The sequence below is a fragment of the Chelatococcus sp. YT9 genome, from assembly GCF_018398315.1.
Taxonomy (GTDB): domain Bacteria; phylum Pseudomonadota; class Alphaproteobacteria; order Rhizobiales; family Beijerinckiaceae; genus Chelatococcus.
Genome location: NZ_JAHBRW010000001.1, coordinates 2708857 through 2727920 on the forward strand (window position 1 = coordinate 2708857; position 19064 = coordinate 2727920).

18 protein-coding genes are annotated in these 19064 nt (G+C 60.8%); 7 read left to right on the forward strand and 11 right to left on the reverse strand.

Features of this window, described 5'->3' with window-relative positions:
* The first annotated feature begins 17 nt into the window (after positions 1-17).
* The 3 genes from KIO76_RS12320 to alaS all read left to right on the forward strand — a co-directional run bounded on the left by KIO76_RS12320 (position 18) and on the right by alaS (position 5450).
* Positions 18-1118: an NAD(P)H-dependent glycerol-3-phosphate dehydrogenase gene (locus KIO76_RS12320; protein ID WP_291976139.1), complete on the forward strand. Its 1101-nt coding sequence runs from the start codon at positions 18-20 to the stop codon at positions 1116-1118.
* Positions 1119-1419: 301 nt separating this feature from the next.
* Positions 1420-2505 carry a recombinase RecA gene (gene recA, locus KIO76_RS12325; RefSeq protein ID WP_213323551.1) on the forward strand — a complete coding sequence of 362 codons (1086 nt, stop codon included), beginning with the start codon at positions 1420-1422 and terminating at the stop codon, positions 2503-2505.
* Positions 2506-2807: 302 nt separating this feature from the next.
* Positions 2808-5450 (forward strand): alanine--tRNA ligase, encoded by a 2643-nt coding sequence (gene alaS, locus KIO76_RS12330; RefSeq protein WP_213323552.1) that lies wholly within the window; start codon positions 2808-2810, stop codon positions 5448-5450.
* Positions 5451-5632: 182 nt separating this feature from the next.
* Here the strand turns inward: alaS and KIO76_RS12335 are convergent, their stop codons facing one another.
* The 8 genes from KIO76_RS12335 to KIO76_RS12370 all read right to left on the reverse strand — a co-directional run bounded on the left by KIO76_RS12335 (position 5633) and on the right by KIO76_RS12370 (position 12316).
* A complete protein-coding gene (locus tag KIO76_RS12335; RefSeq protein ID WP_213323553.1) occupies positions 5633-6841 on the reverse strand; it encodes a YadA-like family protein in 1209 nt (402 codons plus the stop codon).
* Positions 6842-7174: 333 nt separating this feature from the next.
* Entirely contained in the window at positions 7175-7576 is a 402-nt protein-coding gene (locus tag KIO76_RS12340; protein WP_213323554.1) for a response regulator, read from the reverse strand.
* A gap of 435 nt (positions 7577-8011) precedes the next feature.
* Positions 8012-9226, reverse strand: coding sequence for an NADP-dependent isocitrate dehydrogenase (locus KIO76_RS12345; protein WP_213323555.1), 1215 nt, complete (start codon positions 9224-9226; stop codon positions 8012-8014).
* Positions 9227-9474: 248 nt separating this feature from the next.
* Positions 9475-9900, reverse strand: coding sequence for an SRPBCC family protein (locus KIO76_RS12350; RefSeq protein ID WP_213323556.1), 426 nt, complete (start codon positions 9898-9900; stop codon positions 9475-9477).
* Positions 9897-10361: a DUF1801 domain-containing protein gene (locus KIO76_RS12355; RefSeq protein ID WP_213323557.1), complete on the reverse strand. Its 465-nt coding sequence runs from the start codon at positions 10359-10361 to the stop codon at positions 9897-9899. The genes KIO76_RS12350 and KIO76_RS12355 overlap by 4 nt, the downstream gene beginning before the upstream one ends.
* Positions 10358-10555, reverse strand: a complete 198-nt coding sequence (locus KIO76_RS12360) for a hypothetical protein (protein ID WP_213323558.1) — start codon at positions 10553-10555, stop codon at positions 10358-10360. The genes KIO76_RS12355 and KIO76_RS12360 overlap by 4 nt, the downstream gene beginning before the upstream one ends.
* Positions 10552-10875, reverse strand: a complete 324-nt coding sequence (locus tag KIO76_RS12365; protein WP_213323559.1) for an ArsR/SmtB family transcription factor — start codon at positions 10873-10875, stop codon at positions 10552-10554. The genes KIO76_RS12360 and KIO76_RS12365 overlap by 4 nt, the downstream gene beginning before the upstream one ends.
* A gap of 205 nt (positions 10876-11080) precedes the next feature.
* Complete coding sequence (locus tag KIO76_RS12370; RefSeq protein ID WP_213323560.1) at positions 11081-12316, reverse strand: TadE/TadG family type IV pilus assembly protein; 1236 nt, start codon at positions 12314-12316, stop codon at positions 11081-11083.
* A gap of 325 nt (positions 12317-12641) precedes the next feature.
* Here KIO76_RS12370 and KIO76_RS12375 point away from each other — a divergent pair, with 325 nt between their 5' ends.
* The 3 genes from KIO76_RS12375 to rpsD all read left to right on the forward strand — a co-directional run bounded on the left by KIO76_RS12375 (position 12642) and on the right by rpsD (position 15303).
* Entirely contained in the window at positions 12642-13478 is an 837-nt protein-coding gene (locus tag KIO76_RS12375) for an RNA methyltransferase (protein ID WP_213323561.1), read from the forward strand.
* A 108-nt stretch (positions 13479-13586) separates the two neighbouring features.
* Complete coding sequence (gene murI, locus KIO76_RS12380; protein WP_213323562.1) at positions 13587-14492, forward strand: glutamate racemase; 906 nt, start codon at positions 13587-13589, stop codon at positions 14490-14492.
* 193 nt (positions 14493-14685) lie between these two features.
* The gene (gene rpsD / locus KIO76_RS12385; RefSeq protein WP_213323563.1) at positions 14686-15303 is read left to right on the forward strand and encodes a 30S ribosomal protein S4; all 618 of its coding nucleotides are present in this window, start codon (positions 14686-14688) and stop codon (positions 15301-15303) included.
* A 74-nt stretch (positions 15304-15377) separates the two neighbouring features.
* Here the strand turns inward: rpsD and KIO76_RS12390 are convergent, their stop codons facing one another.
* The 3 genes from KIO76_RS12390 to KIO76_RS12395 all read right to left on the reverse strand — a co-directional run bounded on the left by KIO76_RS12390 (position 15378) and on the right by KIO76_RS12395 (position 17979).
* Positions 15378-17042: an AIPR family protein gene (locus KIO76_RS12390; protein ID WP_213323564.1), complete on the reverse strand. Its 1665-nt coding sequence runs from the start codon at positions 17040-17042 to the stop codon at positions 15378-15380.
* A 257-nt stretch (positions 17043-17299) separates the two neighbouring features.
* On the reverse strand, positions 17300-17533 hold the full coding sequence (locus KIO76_RS30960) for a hypothetical protein (protein WP_249729867.1): 234 nt from the start codon (positions 17531-17533) through the stop codon (positions 17300-17302).
* Positions 17534-17577: 44 nt separating this feature from the next.
* Positions 17578-17979 (reverse strand): NUDIX hydrolase, encoded by a 402-nt coding sequence (locus KIO76_RS12395; RefSeq protein WP_283771435.1) that lies wholly within the window; start codon positions 17977-17979, stop codon positions 17578-17580.
* Between the two features lie 317 nt (positions 17980-18296).
* Between KIO76_RS12395 and KIO76_RS12400 the strand changes: the two genes are divergently transcribed.
* Positions 18297-19004, forward strand: a complete 708-nt coding sequence (locus KIO76_RS12400; RefSeq protein ID WP_213323565.1) for an MIP family channel protein — start codon at positions 18297-18299, stop codon at positions 19002-19004.
* Positions 19005-19064 lie beyond the last annotated feature (60 nt).

The window sequence follows — 19064 nt, forward strand, 5'->3', positions numbered from 1 at the left end:
CATGTGGAGCGAGAAAGGTGGTCGAAGGTATGGCCTCGGAGCATAGGACTGCGCGGAAGATCGACACGGTCGCTGTGGTCGGGGCAGGGGCCTGGGGCACCGCCCTCGCCATGACCGCCGTGCGGGCCGACAGATCCGTGCGCCTGTGGGCGCGAGAGCCCGAGGTGGTCGCGAGCATTCGCAAGAGCCGTGAGAACACGCTTTTCCTGCCGGGTCATCACGTTCCCGAGGCCGTTGCCGTGGACAACGATCTCGCTGCCGTCGTAGGGGGCGCTGATGTTGTCCTCATCGTCGTCCCCTCGCAGTTTCTGCGTAAGACCGCGGAGACCCTGCGGCCGCTTCTCGCGCCGGAGACGCCTGTCGTCATCTGTGCGAAGGGCATCGAGCGCGGCAGCGGCCTCCTCCTCGCGGCGGTCGTCGAAGAGGCCCTCCCGGGCCATGCGCTCGCCGTGCTTTCCGGCCCGACATTCGCCGGCGAAGTCGCGGCGGGCATGCCGACCGCCATCACGGTGGCCTCTGCCGACGCGGCCATTGATCCGCAGACATCGCTCGCGGCAGCAGTTGCGGTCGCGCTCGGGACCCAGGCTTTCCGACCCTATGTGTCCGACGACGTCGTGGGGGTTGAGGTTGGCGGCGCGGTCAAGAACGTGCTGGCAATAGCCTGCGGCATCGCGACCGGGCTTGGTTTTGGCGCGAATACGCGGGCCGCGCTGATCACACGCGGCCTCGACGAGATCAAGGGTTTGGCGGAGGCGCTGGGCGGGCGACGCGATACGGTGACGGGCCTGTCCGGGATCGGCGACCTGACCTTGACCTGCTCCAGCGAACAGTCGCGCAACATGCGTTATGGCATGGGCCTTGCGATCGGGCGCGCGCCGAGCGAGATGTTCGGTGGGCGCCCCGTGGTGGTGGAGGGGGTCGAGAACGCCCAGTCGGTGACGGATCTGGCCCGCAGCCTGAATGTCGATATGCCGATCTGTGAGGCAGTCCGGGCCGTGGTTCTGGACGGGCAACCCATTGCCGATGTCATGGCCGCCTTGCTGACACGCCCGTTCCGGGCCGAGCCCCACGGCATGGACCTCAGCCTTGCGCACGCGCCGTCTGATCAGAAAGCCTGAGGCCGACTTCTGCTATCATTAGGCGCTCGGTGTGTGGGCGGACGGGCTTGCCGAGAGGCTCCGGCTGGCGCCCAGCTCTGCGCTTGTTTGGCATCCTTCTTCTTCCTTTTGCAGTCATCATGATGCGCAAGAGGAGAATGATGCTAGGGATACCAGGAAATGAGAACAAAAAAAGAACTTGCGAGCGAGAACAAAGAGAGTACATTCGAAGGGCGCGTTGGATTGCCCACAAGCTCTCGGCAAGCGCTGAACGCCTAAGCGTTGAGTTTCATTCTCGCCTCATGCCATAAGGACGATAGTGATGTCCCAGTCCAGCCTGCGACTCGTGGAAGGCAGCTCCATGGATAAATCGAAAGCCCTTGACGCCGCGCTCTCGCAGATCGAGCGCGCTTTCGGCAAAGGCTCGATCATGCGTCTCGGCAAGAGCGACAAGCCCATCGAAATCGAGACGGTGTCGACAGGCTCGCTCGGTCTCGACATCGCCTTGGGCGTCGGCGGCCTGCCACGTGGGCGCATCATCGAGATCTACGGGCCGGAGTCATCGGGCAAGACAACGCTCGCCCTTCATACGATCGCCGAGGCGCAGAAGAAGGGCGGTGTCTGCGGCTTCATCGACGCCGAGCATGCGCTCGATCCGGTCTATGCCCGGAAGCTTGGCGTGAAGCTGGACGATCTGTTGATCTCGCAACCGGATACCGGCGAACAGGCGCTCGAGATCGCGGACACACTGGTGCGTTCAGGAGCCATCGACGTTCTCGTGGTCGATTCGGTGGCCGCCCTGACCCCGCGGGCTGAGATCGAAGGCGAGATGGGCGATATGCAGCCCGGCATGCAGGCCCGGCTGATGAGCCAGGCGCTGCGCAAGCTGACGGCTTCCATTTCGCGTTCCAATACCATGGTCATCTTCATCAACCAGATTCGAATGAAGATCGGCGTGATGTATGGTTCTCCGGAGACGACGAGCGGCGGCAACGCGTTGAAGTTCTACGCATCCGTGCGTCTCGACATCCGCCGCGTCGGTGCGATCAAGGACCGTGATGAGACGATCGGCAACACCACACGCGTCAAGGTGGTGAAGAACAAGGTCGCTCCTCCCTTCAAGCAGGTCGAGTTCGACATCATGTACGGCGAAGGCGTATCGAAGGTCGGCGAGCTTATCGACCTCGGCGTCAAGGGCGGCATCGTCGAGAAATCGGGCGCGTGGTTCTCTTACGACAGCCAGCGTCTCGGCCAGGGGCGCGAGAACGCCAAGCAGTTTCTCCGCAGCAATCCCGATGTCGCCGATCGCATCGAGCTCGCCATCCGGCAGAACTCCGGCGTGCTTGCCGATCGCATTCTTGAGAATGCCGAACCCACGGCCGAGGATCTGGATGAGGGCGCAGCCTGATCGGCTTTGGATTAGGCGAGAGGGGCTGTTACGGGAAAGCGGCCCCACGACGCCGGGGCTGCCTTGCCCCGGCGGTGTTGCGCGAGGGCCGCGTTTTTCGGTGCTTCGTAGATCACGATGCAAAGTAGGCCATAGAACCTATCGACAGGTTGACGCGAGGGCTCTAGAAACACCGGCTGTTGCCAAGCTCATCGCTTTCCCCGTAAGTCCGCTTTTCGGGCGGGGCCTTGCCCTTGAAAGAATGCTTGGCAGCGAGAAGGCGGCGCGAGGCGTGCCGTCGCTGGTGTGCGGATGTGGACCGAATGAGCGGCGTTAACGAGATCAGATCGAGCTTCCTCGACTATTTTGCCAAGAGCGGCCACGAGGTTGTGCCTTCGAGCCCGCTCGTGCCGCGCAATGATCCGACATTGATGTTCACCAATGCGGGCATGGTGCAGTTCAAGAATGTCTTCACGGGTGTCGAGACGCGGCCTTACAAGCGCGCGACGACATCCCAGAAGTGCGTTCGTGCCGGTGGCAAGCACAATGACCTCGATAATGTCGGCTATACCGCCCGTCATCACACGTTCTTCGAGATGCTGGGAAACTTCTCTTTCGGCGATTATTTCAAGGCCGATGCGATCGAGCTTGCCTGGAAACTCGTAACCCGTGAGTTCGGGCTGCCCGAGAAGAAGCTTCTCGTGACGGTCTTTTCCGAAGACGACGAGGCTCATGGACTGTGGAAGAAGATCGCGGGTCTGTCCGACGACAAGATCATTCGCATCCCGACCTCCGATAATTTCTGGCAGATGGGCGATACGGGCCCCTGCGGTCCCTGTTCGGAGATCTTCTATGATCATGGGGACCACATACCGGGCGGCCCTCCCGGTAGTCCCGATGAGGACGGGGACCGTTTCATCGAGATCTGGAATCTCGTCTTCATGCAATACGAGCAGCTGGCGCCGGGCAATCGCGTGGTGCTTCCGCGACCCTCGATCGATACCGGCATGGGTCTCGAGCGCATCGCGGCCGTGCTGCAAGGCACGCACGACAACTATGCGACCGATCTCATGCGGGCGCTGGTTGTGGCTGTCGCCAATTTCACGGGTGTCGATCCAGACGGGCCGCAGAAGGCGAGCCATCGCGTCATAGCCGATCACCTCCGAGCGTCCGCGTTCCTCGTCGCCGACGGCGTGCTGCCGTCGAACGAGGGACGTGGCTATGTGCTGCGACGCATCATGCGCCGCGCCATGCGCCACGCCGAGCTCCTCGGCGCGCGCGAACCGATCCTCTGGCGCCTGGTGCCGGCCCTGGTTCGTGAGATGGGTCAAGCCTATGGCGAGCTGGTGCGCGCCGAGGCTCTCATCACAGAGACCTTGCGGCTTGAGGAGACCCGCTTCCGCAAGACGTTGGAGCGCGGCCTGTCGATCCTCGAGGATGAGGCGCGGGCGCTGAAATCCGGCGACAAGCTGTCGGGCGAGGTTGCCTTCACGCTCTATGATACCTACGGCTTTCCGCTCGATCTCACGCAGGACGCCTTGCGTGCGCGGGATATCGGTGTCGACGTGGATCGCTTCAACGCGGCCATGGAACGTCAACGCGAGATGGCGCGGGCGGGCTGGTCCGGGTCCGGCGAGGCGGCGACCGAGGCTGTGTGGTTCAGCTTGCGGGACAGACTCGGGGCGAGCGAATTCCTCGGCTATGACACAGAGGTCGCTGAGGGGGTGATTACCGCGCTCCTGCGCGACGGTGCCGAGGTGATGGAGCTGGAGGCCGGGCAGGAGGGCTACGTCGTCCTGAACCAGACGCCGTTCTATGGTGAATCCGGTGGCCAGGTCGGTGATACCGGGTCGATAGCCGGCGTCGGTTTCCAGGCCGATGTGCTTGATACACAGAAGAAGCTCGGTGATCTGTTCGTTCATCGCGTTGCGGTGAAGAGCGGTGCTTTGAAGGTGGGGTTGCCCGTCGAGCTGGCCGTCGATCATCGCCGCCGCCTGGCGATCCGCTCGAACCACAGCGCGACGCATCTGCTGCACGAGGCGTTGCGCCGGGTTCTGGGCGATCACATCGCCCAGAAGGGTTCGCTCGTCGCGCCGGACAGGCTGCGCTTCGATTTCAGCCATCCCAAGCCGATCTCTGCGGAGGAATTGTCGGCTGTCGAGACCATGGCGAACGAGATCCTTCTCGGCAACAGCGAAGTGGTGACGCGTCTCATGGGGGTGGACGACGCGATTGCGTCGGGGGCGCGCGCGCTGTTCGGCGAGAAGTACGGCGATGAGGTCCGGGTTGTCTCGATGGGCCTTGCGCCCGGTGATAACCAAGCGTTCTCGGTTGAGCTCTGCGGCGGAACGCATGTTGGGCGTACGGGCGATATCGGGCTCATCACCGTGCTCTCCGAAGGCGCCGTTGCTGCGGGAGTGCGCCGTTTGGAGGCTGTGACTGGCGATGCGGCGCGCCGTTATCTCAATGATGAGGCCAACCAGCTGAAGGCCTTGGCCGGCTTGCTCAAGGTGCCATCGGCCGATGCATTCGGACGCCTCGAGGCCTTGATGGAGGAACGTCGCAAATTGGAGAGAGAGCTTGCCGACGCGCGCAAGCAACTGGCGACAGGTGGCGGCGGCAATGAAGCAACCAAGACAGTCGCTGGCGTCACCTACATGGGCCGTGTTCTCGCCAACACGCCAGCCAAGGAGCTGAAGGGCATCGTCGATGACGCCAAGAAGCGGATCGGCAGCGGTGTCGTGGCCTTCGTCAGCGTGGCTGAAGATGGCCGAGCGAGCCTGATCGTAGGGGTGACGGCAGACAAGGTCGATACGGTCAACGCGGTCACCCTCGTCAAGGCGGGCTCAGCCGTGCTCGGCGGCGCCGGCGGTGGCGGCCGACCGGATTTGGCCCAGGCGGGAGGTCCGGATGGCGCTCGCGCTGCGGAAGCGCTCGCCGCGATCGAGACCGCCATCGCGGGCTAGACACGGGGCGCATTCCTGCAAGTGCGCTTCGTGCATGGGCCTTCCCTACTGATAATCGGGGGTGGTATGAGTCAGAGTTACCGCTCTCGTACTGCCTGTCGCGGCCGAGTTTATGTCGCGCGGCCGCACCGTGATCGGTGGTCTTCCGCTTCCTGCATCCTTGTAAGGCCGCGCATCGTCGATCAGTTCCAGGTGTAGGTGGCGCTTGCGCCGACCGTCGCCTCGGCTTTCCAGTTGGTGGGGGAGAATGCCCCTGCTGCCGAAAAGCGCCAGTTGCCGTTTTTGGATGTGTAGCCGGCGCCGATGGAGATCGCAGCCTGGCGGCGATGGGTCGTGATGGCGGTGCCTGTCGAGAACTTGCCCGGCCTGTCGTCGTAGCGAATCATGCCAATGGCGGCCGCGGAAGCGATGCCGGCATTGGCGAGCTTTTCGTTTCGCGTCATTTGGCTCCGCAATGTTGCCAGCCCCCAATTCATGTCGGAATTTAGCCGGTCTATGCGGTTCTGAAGGCCAGCGATCTCGGCGGTGTTCTGATTGACTTGCTGTTTCAGGCCAGGGTCAATGCCGCCATTCCCGCCTCCACCTGTCAAATTGTTGATCTGCACCTGCAGGTTATTGATGCCGGCGTAAAGTTGCGAGCCGTTGACGGCATCGGTTGAGGTCGCGGTCACCAGACCCGCTGCCACATTCTGAATGCGCCGCTCGGCGCCGGCGCTGCCGACACTGACGACACCAACCGCAGTCCCAGCGGCATAGCTGTAGGTCTGACCGCCTATGTCGGCGGACGAATAGCTCGTGGTGCCGGCGGTGGTCGTCGTGGCCGCCGCGGTCGTGGTTGATTCTGCGCCCAGCGCGGCGGAGTTATCGACGCTTGCATTCGCCCCTGCGCCGATGGCGGTCGAGTCTGTGCCTGAGGCCTCGCTTTGCGCGCCGAAGGAGGTCGACCGCAGACCGAGAGCCTTTGAGAGCGCCCCCACGGCGGTTGAGGCGCCGCCATTTGATTGTGCGTTGTTTCCCACAGCGACAGATGCACCGCCGTTCGCGTCCGCAGAAAACCCCATAGCCACTGACGCGTCACCGGCTGCTGTAGTTCCTACGCCCGCCGCGATTGAAGCGGCGCCGGTCGCACCGTCGTTGTCAAAGTTGTTGGGCTGACCTATCGAGTGGGGACCTACGCTGTAATAGTGCATCTCCTGCGCTGCCGCCCGCGTTGCTGTAGCAATGCCGCCCAAGACTACAATAGGCAGGGCCAAGCCGATCAACGCGTGCCGCGGCAGGGGCGCGCTCGTGCTCGTTTCCTGTCCTCCTTTGGACGAGATGGTGCATGTCGCGACCTGATCGGCAGTGCCGGCAAGTTGATATCGAACTGCGCAGTTATCTGAAACTGACATTTCGTAAATCCTACGAATATGAATAGACTTGAATAATATCATCTACAATCCGCGGGGAGCGGCTAATCATCTATAAAATTTATTATGCGTTCATTTAACAATCAAGCATTAAGCCCTTTGTAAGGTACATATATTTGCGATTTGCTTATTCAGATCTCTCGATTTCTGCGCGGCTGGTGGCATGTCGTGCAGATATGCGTCGGCGGCGGTGGTGGCTCCGCGGCCGCAACCGGTCGCTTTCCCAAGGGTGCTCCTAGCGATGTGTGGGGAGCAAGAGATGAGCAAGCTAAAGACGTGGCGTTCCAGCAGGCACGCCACAGGAGCGACGCTGTATTATTGTGGTCGCCGTCCGGCCAACTCCGTGAGCAATCTCTGAAGTTCCTCGCCGAGGAATGGCTTGCCGAGAAAGCGGCGCCGGGGATCCTCTTCAAGATCGCTGATGAGCTGCGTGTCATCGCCGCTCACGAAAATCACCCGCAGAGCCGGCAGGTGACGTCGGCACTCCTCAGCGAGTGTCGTGCCGCTGATATCAGGCAGGCCGATGTCGGTGATCAGCACATCGATCGGCGCGCCGGTCTCCACGATGGCAATTGCCGATTGCGCATCGGCGGCCTCTTCGACGATATGGCCGAGGTCACTGAGCATGTCACTTGTCGTGAGGCGGACCACGGGCTGATCCTCGACAAGGAGAATGCGGAGAGCTTCCGCGTCGTGCTGCGGGGTGTCGTCGCCCATCTGAGGCATAGCTCATCCTCCCTCGAGCATTTCCGCCCGCCGGAGCGCGGATGGAATTAGCCGCCTCTGGCGGTCTGTCCACCCCGACCAACGGAACCATGTCCCGCCACGCAGGCTGTGTGATCGTCCGCGCCGATGCTCTGCTCACCGCCGGCGAGCGAAATGCCGCGGGTGCCAGCGCGGATTGCCGATTTGCCAAGCTCTGGTGGCACTGGCGTCATGGCATCGCGATCCGGCCGCTCCACGGACGTGCGGACCAACTTCCACCCAGGCGATACTATACAGCCATATTACGGCTACGCCTATGTTTCGCGTGGCGCGACGGGGGCAGCTGATGTGGGCTTTCAGGCCCTCTGGCGCCGTTCGACAGAAAAGCCGCCGGGCGTGACCCGGCGGCTCCTGTCATTCGTCCGATTGTCGCGATCGGAGTTCGGTTCAGGCCGCCATGGCCTTCTGCAAGTTCTCGTCGATCTTGTCGAGGAAGCCGGTGGTGGAGAGCCACTTCTGGTCGGCGCCGACAAGGAGGGCGAGGTCCTTGGTCATGAAGCCCGCCTCGACCGTGTCGACGCAGACCTTTTCCAGCGTCTCGGCGAAGCGCTTGAGATCGGCGTTGTCGTCGAGCTTGGCACGGTGCATGAGGCCGCGGGTCCAGGCGAAGATCGAGGCCATGGAGTTGGTGGAGGTCTCCTTACCCTTCTGGTGTTCGCGGTAGTGGCGGGTCACGGTGCCGTGGGCGGCTTCCGCCTCCACCGTCTGGCCATCCGGCGTCATCAGCACCGAGGTCATCAGGCCGAGCGAGCCGAAGCCCTGGGCGGCGGTGTCGGACTGCACGTCGCCGTCGTAGTTCTTGCACGCCCAGACATAGCCGCCGGACCACTTCAGGCAGGACGCCACCATGTCGTCGATGAGGCGGTGCTCGTAAGTGAGGCCGAGCGTGTCGAACTGTGCCTTGAACTCGGCGTCGAACACCTCCTGGAAGATGTCCTTGAAGCGCCCGTCATAGGCCTTGAGGATGGTGTTCTTGGTGGAGAGATACACCGGGTACTTGCGGGCCAGACCGTAGTTGAAGGACGCGCGGGCGAAATCGCGGATCGACTCGTCGAGGTTGTACATCGACATGGCGACGCCGGCGCCAGGGAACTTGAAGACTTCCTTCTCGATAACCGTGCCGTCCTCGCCCTCGAACTTGATGGTCAGGCGGCCTTTGCCGGGCACCTTGAAGTCCGTGGCGCGATACTGGTCGCCATAGGCGTGGCGGCCGATGACGAAGGGCTGGGTCCAACCCGGCACCAGGCGCGGCACGTTCTTGCAGATGATGGGCTCGCGGAAGATGACGCCGCCGAGGATGTTGCGGATAGTGCCGTTCGGCGACTTCCACATCTCCTTGAGGTTGAATTCCTTCACGCGGGCTTCGTCCGGCGTGATGGTGGCGCATTTCACGCCGACGCCGTAGCGCTTGATGGCCTCGGCCGCATCCACCGTGACCTGGTCGTTGGTGGCGTCGCGATGCTCGACCCCGAGGTCGTAGTATTTCAGATCAATGTCGAGATAGGGGTGGATCAGCTTGTCCTTGATAAGCTGCCAGATGATCCTGGTCATCTCGTCGCCGTCGAGCTCGACGACCGGGTTCGCCACCTTGATCTTAGCCATTGATTGTCCCCTGCACGCTGGGAAAAGGAAAGTGGGTGTCGGTGCACGCGTGCGTGCGCCGATGTCCCGCTGCTTCTACAGCGCGATTTGCCATGAGGGAAGCAGTGATGGGCCGCTTGCCGCATTGTGAGGTCGTCATCGTCGTGCGCCGCGAGTGAAGCCCTTCAGCCAGATGAAGGCGTGAGCCTGAGTACCCGGAGTTCTGTTGAAGAAACACGGAAGACGGCACCAGTGGTTCTTCAATTGACCTAATCCAGCCGCGAGGCGGTCTCTCCGAGCTTTTCGAGAAACGTCCTCCAGCCCTGCATGGCGCCACCAAAAGCCTGGCGCTGGTGGGGACGAAAACCTTCCTGCTCCATGCGAAGACGGGTGCCGGTGCTCGACGGGGTAAGCGTGAACGTCACCACGCTGTTCAGGTTGAATGCGGGATCGCGATGCGCATGGTTCCAGCTGTAGGACAGCATTCGATGCGGCTCGAGCGCGAGGACCTCACAGTCCAGCACGCCGCCCCATTCGCCTCGCAGGTTGAAGCGGTGCCCTACTGCGGGCGCGAAGTCGTTCTGCATGAGCCATTCCGCGATCAGCTGCGGCTGAGTGAGAGCCCGCCAGATTTTCTCGGGGGGATAAGGGAACTCGCGCTCGACGACGACGGAACGGATTTGGGGGGAGGTCATCGCTTCGCTTTCTTGTGGGAGCTGTCCGGCCGGTTCGCTGCCACGGCGGTGCGGAACAGCTCCTTGAATGCGTCCTCGTTGATGGTCTCGCCCTCATGAATATCGATCGCGCGGCGAGTGCCGCCTTCGAGGCTGGCGTTGAACAGACGAGAGGGGTCGTTGAGTGCCGCGCCGTTGAGAAAGGTCATCTTCACCGCCGTCTTGTAAGTCTCGCCGGTGCAGATCAGGCCGTCATGCTCCCATACCGGAACGCCCCGCATGTTGTTCGACGGCTTGCGCCACTTTACACCCTCGACCACATCGGGATCGGCTTCCTTGATGAGCGCGCGGATTCTGGCCAGCGTCACGCCGCGCCAATCGACATGCCGCTTGATGGCCTCGTCGACGAGCTCGGTGCCGGACAGCTCATCTGCGCCGGAGATGTCTCCGGCATTCTGGCGGGTGGCTTTTGCATCAGTCATGCGCGCCTCGCGGTGTAGGGCTGCACGAACATGTACAAGCCCGTGAGAAGCATCAGGAAAAGCGGTGGCAGAGGCGCATAGACGATCCAGGGCGGCGGCTGATGTCCCATGCCCATGACCACGAAATTGGCGACGACGGTGAGCGTGAAGATGATCGACAGCCAGCGATGTGTCTGGCGTATCCAGAAGTTCATTGGTCCATCCTTTTCAACAGATCTTCGAGATCGTCGAACCTTCCTTCCCAGAAGCCCGTCATCTCACTCGCCCAATCGATCAGCGGCGCAAGGGCCTTGGGGCTCGCGCTGTAATGAATCTGGCGTCCTTCGGGGCGATCGTGCACAAGCCCTGCCTGTTTAAGCACGGCCAGATGCTTTGAAACGGCTGGTTGCGAGACATTGGCCCGGGCGGTGAGCGCACCGACCGTCTTCTCTCCCTCGCGGCATAGCTGCTCGAAAATTGCCCGGCGTGTGGGATCGGCGAGGGAGCGGAAGAGCAAGTCGCGTGCATCTGTCATCTACAATCCATAACCCGATGGATATGAATGACGTATAACCGGAAAGCTATGAGTTCGTCAAGGCGCGAGGTCATCCGGCAGAGCGCCGCGCTCGCATAGCCACATCCAACGCCGGCGATTCCGCCGAGCTCATGGCCCTTACTCGGGAAGCCGCCGGCAATCGTCGGTGGCGGCTCGTTTAGGCCTTGCGCGTGGGCCCGACCGATCAGTCGACCAAGTAGGCGCTCTGCTGGCCGGGACTCGTCATCATCGCCTTCTTCCCGGTCTCAAGTCGCCAGATGCCCTCGTTCATGGTGAGCGTGTTCACCACGAGCGAAGCCTTGTCGGTTGTACTCGTCATGGCATGCACCGTGAGGTCCCGGCTCGGCAGATAAACGAGGCCGTGCAGCGCTTGTCCCTGTCCCATATTCAGGACCATGTTCGATCGCGGCAGACCAGCGGGCTCGGACATGAGGATATCCGCGAAAGCTCCGGACGTTGGAGCTGTCAGTTCGAGCCTCACGGGATTGGGTGCTTGCAGCGCTGAGACGCCATCGGGGAAGTAGAGAGAGACCTCCTCGCCGCGTAGGCTCGTTCCGGCATTCAATGCCATTTGACCGCGGATGACATAGATGCCCGGGAGCAGGGTAATCACGGGGCTGCCCTGGAAGGTGAGATCGCCGCAGTAGGTGCCGGGGCTGAGCGTGACGGATGCCGCCGTGTAGGGTGGCGGATTGGAGACCGTACATCCCAGCGGCGGGGTCGGCAGCGTATTGCGGAACGGATCGTCGATCGCTTCGCAATTTGTCTCGGGTTGTCTCGCGCTGCCATTGACCAGCACGTTGCTGCCGCGGACGCAGATGCGCTGAACGTCGAGCCTCGTGAGCGCATTGATGGTAACGGCGGGGAAACTGGTCGCGCTCACGTGGATTTCGCAGTCGTTCGCGATCACTTCAGCGCCGCTGCTGACGAGCAGCGCCGGAGCCGCGCCAGGATCCAGCGTCAGGATACAGACCCGGTTCTGGATACGCCGCAGGGAGGCGGTCGCAAGTGTCCTGACATGCAGGCTGTCAACGCCGATGAGGGAGGACACCGTTGTGGCGACGTCGGTGGAGACCTGGCCGGTCAGGCTTCCATCCGCATTCTCGCGAAAATCCAGGTTGAGGGCGAGCGACGGCTCCACAAAGTTGAGCCCGAACACCGCCTGCGCCCGCGTGATCTGCTGGCCGCTCTCCTGGTTGACCCCGGCGAGCACGGCTGCGTCCAGGGCGGTCTGCAGACGAGTCTGCATGGATTGTGCCTTGGCATAGTCGATCGCGACCCCGATGGCGCCGAGCATGGGTATGCTGAGCAGAGCGAAGAGCACCGCGACATTCCCCGCGCGGTTCCACGCGAGCGCACGGGACAGATCATGCAGCGTGGGGTGTCGGCCGGTCCCATCGTAACAACCCCGCGGCGTCATGGAATATGCTCTCCCGGATTGCATAATCGTAGATATGCTCTCGGAGGATGCATTCCGTTCTTTTCGGTTTGATGAAGAGCCTTGGCGAGGCAAGGTCCCGAAATGGATCAAGTGCGCCAAACCCCACGTGACGCCGCCGCAGCCTCATCAGGCGACCTCTATCGGTTTCTAGAAATGCCAACTTGCTCTATATGCGTCCGTGGATGGGCGCCACGCATATGTAGCCCGGTGATGCGGCTCAAGGCTCAGCGCACTGGGCTTGGCATGTTGGGCAGGGCGCGTTGGGCCTTTATTCCTGGTTACGGATTGGCACGTCGGAGAGAGAATGGCAGGCACCGATCGCTCGAAGGCAATGATCAACGGGGGGCCGGCGATCATTCTCGTTGCTCCACAGCTCGGCGAGAACATCGGCATGGCGGCCCGCGCGATGGCGAATTTCGGCCTTTCGGACCTCCGCCTGGTCGCACCACGTGATGCATTTCCCAATGCGCAGGCGGAGGCGGCAGCAGCCGGTGCGATCCACGTCATCAATTCCGCCCGGGTTTATCCCGACGTTGAGGCGGCCATCGCCGACCTTCATTATGTTCTGGCGACGACGGCGCGTGAGCGCGGCCAGATGAAGCGTATTCTTGGGGCGGACGAAGCCATGGCCGACGTCGCCCAGCGGGGCGCAAACGGCGAAGGCACCGGCATCCTCTTCGGCCGTGAGCGCTCCGGCCTCGACAACGATGCCATTGCGCTCGCCGACGCGGTTGTCACGTTTCCCGTCAATCCGGCCTTCGCGTCGCTTAATCTCGCCCAAGCGGTCCTGCTGATCGGCTATGAATGGATGAAGGTGAACGGCGCGTCTCTGCTTTTCTCGACGCCCGAGCGTTCGCCGCCTCCGACCCGCGAGGGAGTCCTGTCATTCTTCAACTATTTCGAGGGCGAGCTCGATCGCTGCGGTTTCTTCGTTCCCGCCGACAAGAAGCCCGTGATGATCCGCAATATGCGAAACATCTTTCACCGCATGGGCATGACGGAGCAGGACCTGCGCACCCTTCGGGGGGCCGTGGTGTCGCTGGTCAAGGGCCGGCGGGGCGGCGTCAATGATCCACGTCCCGGTCGTGCGAAGGCACCGGCTCATGGCGATTCCAGCGTGGATGAGGACAACAATTCGTAGTCCGCAAGCGCCCGTGCGGAATTCTGACGCAATTTGAAGGCTTCGGTAACGATCTCGGGCGCTATGCTGAAGCTGGTGATCTATGGGTGTGATCGAGGATAGGCCCTGATGCGTATCGATCTTCCCGCGGACGCGACGTATAGGGCCGCGGAAACCCTGGTTCGTCCGCCAAGGGTGCTGGTTTTCGATTCCGGCCTTGGCGGGCTTACGGTTCTTGCCGAATTGCGGAAGGCGAGACCGGACGCGCATTTCGTCTATGCGGCCGATGACGCCGGCTTTCCCTACGGGCGTCTGAGTGAATGCAACCTCGTCGCCCGGGTCGACCGGGTGCTGGACCGACTGATCACGCAGCACCAGCCCGACATCGTCGTCATCGCCTGCAATACGGCCTCGACGCTGGTGCTGCCTGGCCTGCGGGCACGCTATAGCCTGCCTTTCGTTGGCACGGTGCCGGCGATCAAGCCGGCGGCGGCGGCGAGCCAAAGCAAGCTGATCAGCGTTCTCGCCACGGCTGGCACCGTGAAGCGCGACTATACACAGGGACTGATCGCAAGCTTCGCGGCAGACTGCACCGTCGCGCTTGTCGGCGCCCCCCGTCTCGCAGGGCTCGCTGAAGATGCCCTGTCCGGGAAAAGTGTGAGCGATTCCGACATCGCGGCGGAAATCGCGCCGGCCTTCGTGGAGGCGGAAGGGCGCCGCACGGACGTGGTCGTCCTCGCCTGCACGCATTATCCCCTGCTGCGGGCCGAGCTCGAGCAACTGGCGCCTTGGCCCGTCACCTGGATCGATTCAGCGCCGGCAATCGCCCGCCGCGCGGTCCACCTCATCGGGGAACAGGGCTTCCCACCCCATCTCGGCGAGACGGGAGCCACTCCGTCCGCCAAGGCCGTGTTCACCGGCGGCGCCTCGCTCACGGATAAACTCGGGGCCGCGCTGTCCGCCAGGGGACTGCGCGATATCATTGTCGATGCCATGCCGATGGCCGAGGGTGAGCACGCCCTGGCTGCGTCATAAGCCTGACATCCGCGCGCTTGACTTCGCCGTCACGGCGACATAGAGAACCTGAGCTCGCGCGGGCTACCCAGCCCGCGTGTTGCTTTTTGCGCACCCGTGATCCGGCTTGCTGGATCTGTCGTTGTTCATCCCGGTTGGAAGGACAAAGAGGAGGGCGCGTTCCTCAACCAGCTCGTTGTCGAGAGGACACGCGATGTCGAAGAGAATTGCGGCGAAGCACAAGATTGATCGCCGTCTGGGTCAGAATATCTGGGGTCGCCCGAAGAGCCCGGTCAACCGCCGCGAATATGGCCCCGGCCAGCACGGCCAGCGCCGCAAGGGCAAGCTGTCGGACTACGGCACGCAGCTCCGCGCTAAGCAGAAGCTGAAGGGCTACTACGGCTCGATCTCCGAGAAGCAGTTCCGCCGCTACTACCAGGAGGCGATCCGCCTCAAGGGTGACTCCGGCGAGAACCTCGTCGGTTTGCTCGAGCGTCGTCTCGACGCCGTCGTCTATCGCGCCAAGTTCGTGCCGACGGTGTTCGCCGCCCGCCAGTTCGTCAACCACGGTCACGTCAAGGTCAACGGCCGCCGCGTCAACATCCCGAGCTACCTCGTGAAGGCCGGCGATGTGGTCGAGGTCAAGGAAGCCTCCAAGCAGCTCGTCATCGTTCTGGAGAGCGTGGCTCTCGGCGAGCGCGATGTGCCGGACTATGTCGAGGCTGATCACTCCAAGATGGTCGCGAAGTTCGTGCGCGTGCCGACGCTCGCCGACGTGCCGTACCCGGTGCAGATGGAACCGAACCTGATCATCGAGTTCTATTCGCGCTGATCACGGTCCACTCGTTTGGAAAAAGCCGCCCTCGGGCGGCTTTTTTGTTCAGATTTGCTCATCCTGAAATTAATCTAAAGGTCGAACAGGCTCATTTGGCGCCCTTCCAACTCGGCTACGATTCTATCTTTAGTCTTCGCGCTACGGAACAATTGGTAATGAGCGGCACTCTTTACATGACTACAGGCCCGAGCCACTAGCGCAATTGAGTCGAGTATGAGGTTTTCTGCCTCTTGGCCGACAGGTATTGGCCGCCCCGATTGAGTTATGATTAGCCTTGCCGCATATAAGACGAACCAGTGTCCGTAGACAAGGTAGCGATGTTCCCCTTCTTGCTTAATAGATATTCGTTGCTGTGACATATAGGAATCGCGAAGATTTTCTACGATACTATACAATTCGACTAGGCGGCAAAGATCCTCAGTGTTGAGGTGCTCATGGAATATTGATGCAAAACGTTCTCCAAAAATGGAATCGGACTCAGCCTTTGCTCGGTCAGGCTCGCCCAATTGATATGAAATCAGAATTTGTCCCAACTTAAGTGCATCGATCCGCTTTCTTTGATCTTTTCCGGCATGCATGTTTCTTTTTCGTTCGAAATAATATCCTCTGTCCTGAAGGCTGATTTCTAACTTTTTAAGCGCTGGGTGGTTGGCTCTTAGGTCTCGAGATTGGATGCGTGCTTGGCTATTAGTGGCGACTGCAACGCGCTCAGCAATGTCGCTTCTGCTTGTCGCATATATTCGAACCAGCAACACAACGTTCAAGAATGTCTCTGGCGCTTGTCGAAATGCCTCCAATAAGGAATGCGACGTTTGAGCGCCGTTTACGATCTGGAAATCATCAAGTTTTATCTTCGGATTGGAATGTCCTTTGTTGTAATTATAGTCGCGGCATGTTATCGTAATTCCGTTATTCAAGTACCAGAATATGTGGCTATCTCCGGATGCGGCCGTCTGGATAATGTTGCTGTTGTATCCTCCGTTCGCCCCGAGAAAAATACGTAGATTCTCATCAAACAGATGGCGTCTGACGGATTTTCCGTCTGGTGTCTGAATTAATTCGACGAACGAGCGAGCGTCGATCGATGCAATGACTCCTCTTATGTCGCCATCGGTTCGTTCGAAAGCTTCTTTGCCAACAACCTGAAGAAATCCGGATTCGGTAGTGCGGCTAGAGGCGCTAATATCCCTCATCAATTCGGCGGCGCTGTAGACTTCATAATAAACATTATGGAGATTGGCCACAGTGCTCTCGACAATGCTATGTGATGAGCGGGATAGGCCTTGGCCATTCGTGCAGAAAATCAGCCGATATTGACAAATTATACCTCGCTCATGGAGGTCCCAAATTCGTTGAACCGCTTCGGTCATTTGCAAATTTCCCGTCTTCAGTAGACGAGCGTTCTTTTCAAAAAGTGAATTTAAGAATGATCCCACTTTAAGCACTTCCGAATCATTTATAGTTCTATCTGTCGATTTAATGGAGGTTCTGTGCTTCGACTGGAAGATGAATATTTCTGCATGTTCCTCTCTATCAATTATTTCTATCGCATCGATACCCAAGTCATTTCCGCCATCCACTGCCATTTCAGGGAATTCGGAAGATCGATTCGGAAAGAACTGATCGAGAACTAGGAATAGAAACGCCAATGACGGAGATTTTAGGTTGTATCGGTCGGCCGTTGCTCGAACCCGAGCCTCGATGATATCCCACTCCACAGCTGATACCGCCGGCATTGGCCCCCCCAACGCATTTCTCAGTTAATTGTAAGATAACTCGAACTCTGAGCTCGGCACAGATCAAATAGACTTGTCCCCAGCGAGGTGATGCGGGATTGACAGGGTGGAGATCGGAAGATGTTTGAAACCAATGGGATCGTAGATAATTCTGCGCGGAGCTGGCGCGCCCATGCGCCATATGCCGCGATCAGCGGGGCGCCCCCTAAACTCGCTTAAGAGAAGTTAACCAACGGCGTCTTCCACATATGTCTGCCTCATCGCGCCCGTTGCAGATGGCACACCCTAACCTTGCCGCCGCGGCTGTCTGCCCTCCAGACGCAGCCCGGATTACGCGGCTTGCTTTCATAGAGATGAATGACGCCCCGGCGCTTGCTGTTATAGGTCTGATTGGAGAAATCGTGGCCGCCGATGCGCACGTTCTTTCCAAAGCGGACTTCGCTCTGGGCAGGAAGCACGCTTATCGCAAAGGGGATGACCCATGCGAGCATGGCCACCAAAGCAGCGCGACTTAGCCTGTAGCTCGGCTGTCGGTTTAATCGCATTGCGACCTCGCGAACGCCTTCCGTGCAATGTCGGCGACGTCAAATGCGCGCGCCAAGTGGAGGCCGCCCACCTCGGCAGAGGAGACCCAGCGCGCCTCCGCCGCGTCATCGCCGCATCTCGGTTCTCCGCTAGTCCATCGGCAAACAGCGCCGAAGATGGCGAAATGGCCTTGTACCATGCCACTATCGCTGTGCGTAATTGCGTCGGTCACGATATTGATCCCTTGGACAGCGGCTCGAACACCAGTTTCCTCAAAGAGTTCCCGAATCGCGGCGGCTTCAATTGTCTCGCCGAGCTCGACCTTTCCAGCAGGAAAACTCCATAGCCCCGCGTCAGGTGTCTTCAGCCGACGAATCATGAGAATGTGTTGATTGCGAATGACGAGAGCCATCGCGCCAACAAGTGGGGCGTTCGGCATCCCCCATCCTTTCATTCTCCCGCGCCAGCATAGCATCTCGGTGCCATCGTACCCCGGAATCCATGCGATTCGTTCGCGCGACTCATAAATCGCACAAGGCAGTTGATCATCATGCAGCTTATGAGGGTATATCTCCAATCCTGCACTTAATGCATGTGGAAATCGTGACCTTTATGATTCGCTGCACAACTTTTACGCGTCCATTTCCATCCGAAGATGGACAGAATGTCGCGGCCATCGCTTAGCTTCTGCTTGCCGGGGCTGGTCCGGCAGGTTGTGAGGAACGTCTTATGAAGAAAGCAGCAGCTGAGTTCGTTGGAACATTCGCTCTTGTTTTTTTTGGCTGCGGTGCGGCCGTCGTCGCGGGGATGGGCACTGGACCGACCGCGATCGACGTCTTAGGCATCGCGACCGCGTTCGGGCTCGCCATCGTTGCCATGGCCTATGGCATCGGCCCGGTGTCGGGCTGTCACGTCAATCCGGCGGTTAGCCTCGGCGTCTTCGTCGCGGGTCGCATGTCGGCGGGCGATCTGATCACCTACTGGATCGCGCAGGTGCTTGGGGCGCTAGCCGGCGCCGTCGTGCTCTATCTCATCCTGTCCGGCAAGGCGTCCGGCTGGAACGGCGGACTTGGCCAGAACGGCTGGGGCGCGGGCCATTTCGGCGAATATAACCTCGCTTCAGCCTTCATTTTCGAAGTCGTCGCGACCTTTCTGTTCCTCGTCTGCATCCTCGGTGTGACGCAGTCCGGCGCACCCTCGCAATTCGCGGGCCTTGCCATCGGCTTCACGTTGGTCGCGGTGCATCTCGTCGGCATCAACATTACGGGCACGTCGGTCAACCCGGCCCGTTCGCTCGGTCCGGCGATCGTGGGCGCGGGGACCGACGCGGCTGCGCTGGGGCAAGTCTGGCTCTTCATCGTGGCCCCGCTGATCGGCGCGGCGATCGCAGGCGTGCTCTTCAAGGAGGGTAGCCTGCTCTCCGCGGATAACAGGTGAGGGGCAGGCGCTCCGCACGAACCTCTCACGTCAAACCGCTTCACCCACAAGCCCGTGTCC

What these genes read in the sequence shown, in the direction of transcription:
- recA (WP_213323551.1), top strand. Translation starts at nt 1,420, where the DNA reads ATGTCCCAGTCCAGCCTGCGACTCGTGGAAGGCAGCTCCATGGATAAA.
- KIO76_RS12400 (WP_213323565.1), top strand. Translation starts at nt 18,297, where the DNA reads ATGAAGAAAGCAGCAGCTGAGTTCGTTGGAACATTCGCTCTTGTTTTT.
- KIO76_RS12360 (WP_213323558.1), bottom strand. Translation starts at nt 10,555, where the DNA reads ATGAACTTCTGGATACGCCAGACACATCGCTGGCTGTCGATCATCTTC.
- KIO76_RS12370 (WP_213323560.1), bottom strand. Translation starts at nt 12,316, where the DNA reads ATGACGCCGCGGGGTTGTTACGATGGGACCGGCCGACACCCCACGCTG.
- KIO76_RS12345 (WP_213323555.1), bottom strand. Translation starts at nt 9,226, where the DNA reads ATGGCTAAGATCAAGGTGGCGAACCCGGTCGTCGAGCTCGACGGCGAC.
- KIO76_RS12350 (WP_213323556.1), bottom strand. Translation starts at nt 9,900, where the DNA reads ATGACCTCCCCCCAAATCCGTTCCGTCGTCGTCGAGCGCGAGTTCCCT.
- KIO76_RS12375 (WP_213323561.1), top strand. Translation starts at nt 12,642, where the DNA reads ATGGCAGGCACCGATCGCTCGAAGGCAATGATCAACGGGGGGCCGGCG.
- KIO76_RS12340 (WP_213323554.1), bottom strand. Translation starts at nt 7,576, where the DNA reads ATGGGCGACGACACCCCGCAGCACGACGCGGAAGCTCTCCGCATTCTC.
- alaS (WP_213323552.1), top strand. Translation starts at nt 2,808, where the DNA reads ATGAGCGGCGTTAACGAGATCAGATCGAGCTTCCTCGACTATTTTGCC.
- KIO76_RS30960 (WP_249729867.1), bottom strand. Translation starts at nt 17,533, where the DNA reads ATGCTCGCATGGGTCATCCCCTTTGCGATAAGCGTGCTTCCTGCCCAG.
- KIO76_RS12395 (WP_283771435.1), bottom strand. Translation starts at nt 17,979, where the DNA reads ATGGCTCTCGTCATTCGCAATCAACACATTCTCATGATTCGTCGGCTG.
- KIO76_RS12335 (WP_213323553.1), bottom strand. Translation starts at nt 6,841, where the DNA reads ATGTCAGTTTCAGATAACTGCGCAGTTCGATATCAACTTGCCGGCACT.
- KIO76_RS12365 (WP_213323559.1), bottom strand. Translation starts at nt 10,875, where the DNA reads ATGACAGATGCACGCGACTTGCTCTTCCGCTCCCTCGCCGATCCCACA.
- murI (WP_213323562.1), top strand. Translation starts at nt 13,587, where the DNA reads ATGCGTATCGATCTTCCCGCGGACGCGACGTATAGGGCCGCGGAAACC.
- KIO76_RS12390 (WP_213323564.1), bottom strand. Translation starts at nt 17,042, where the DNA reads ATGCCGGCGGTATCAGCTGTGGAGTGGGATATCATCGAGGCTCGGGTT.
- rpsD (WP_213323563.1), top strand. Translation starts at nt 14,686, where the DNA reads ATGTCGAAGAGAATTGCGGCGAAGCACAAGATTGATCGCCGTCTGGGT.
- KIO76_RS12355 (WP_213323557.1), bottom strand. Translation starts at nt 10,361, where the DNA reads ATGACTGATGCAAAAGCCACCCGCCAGAATGCCGGAGACATCTCCGGC.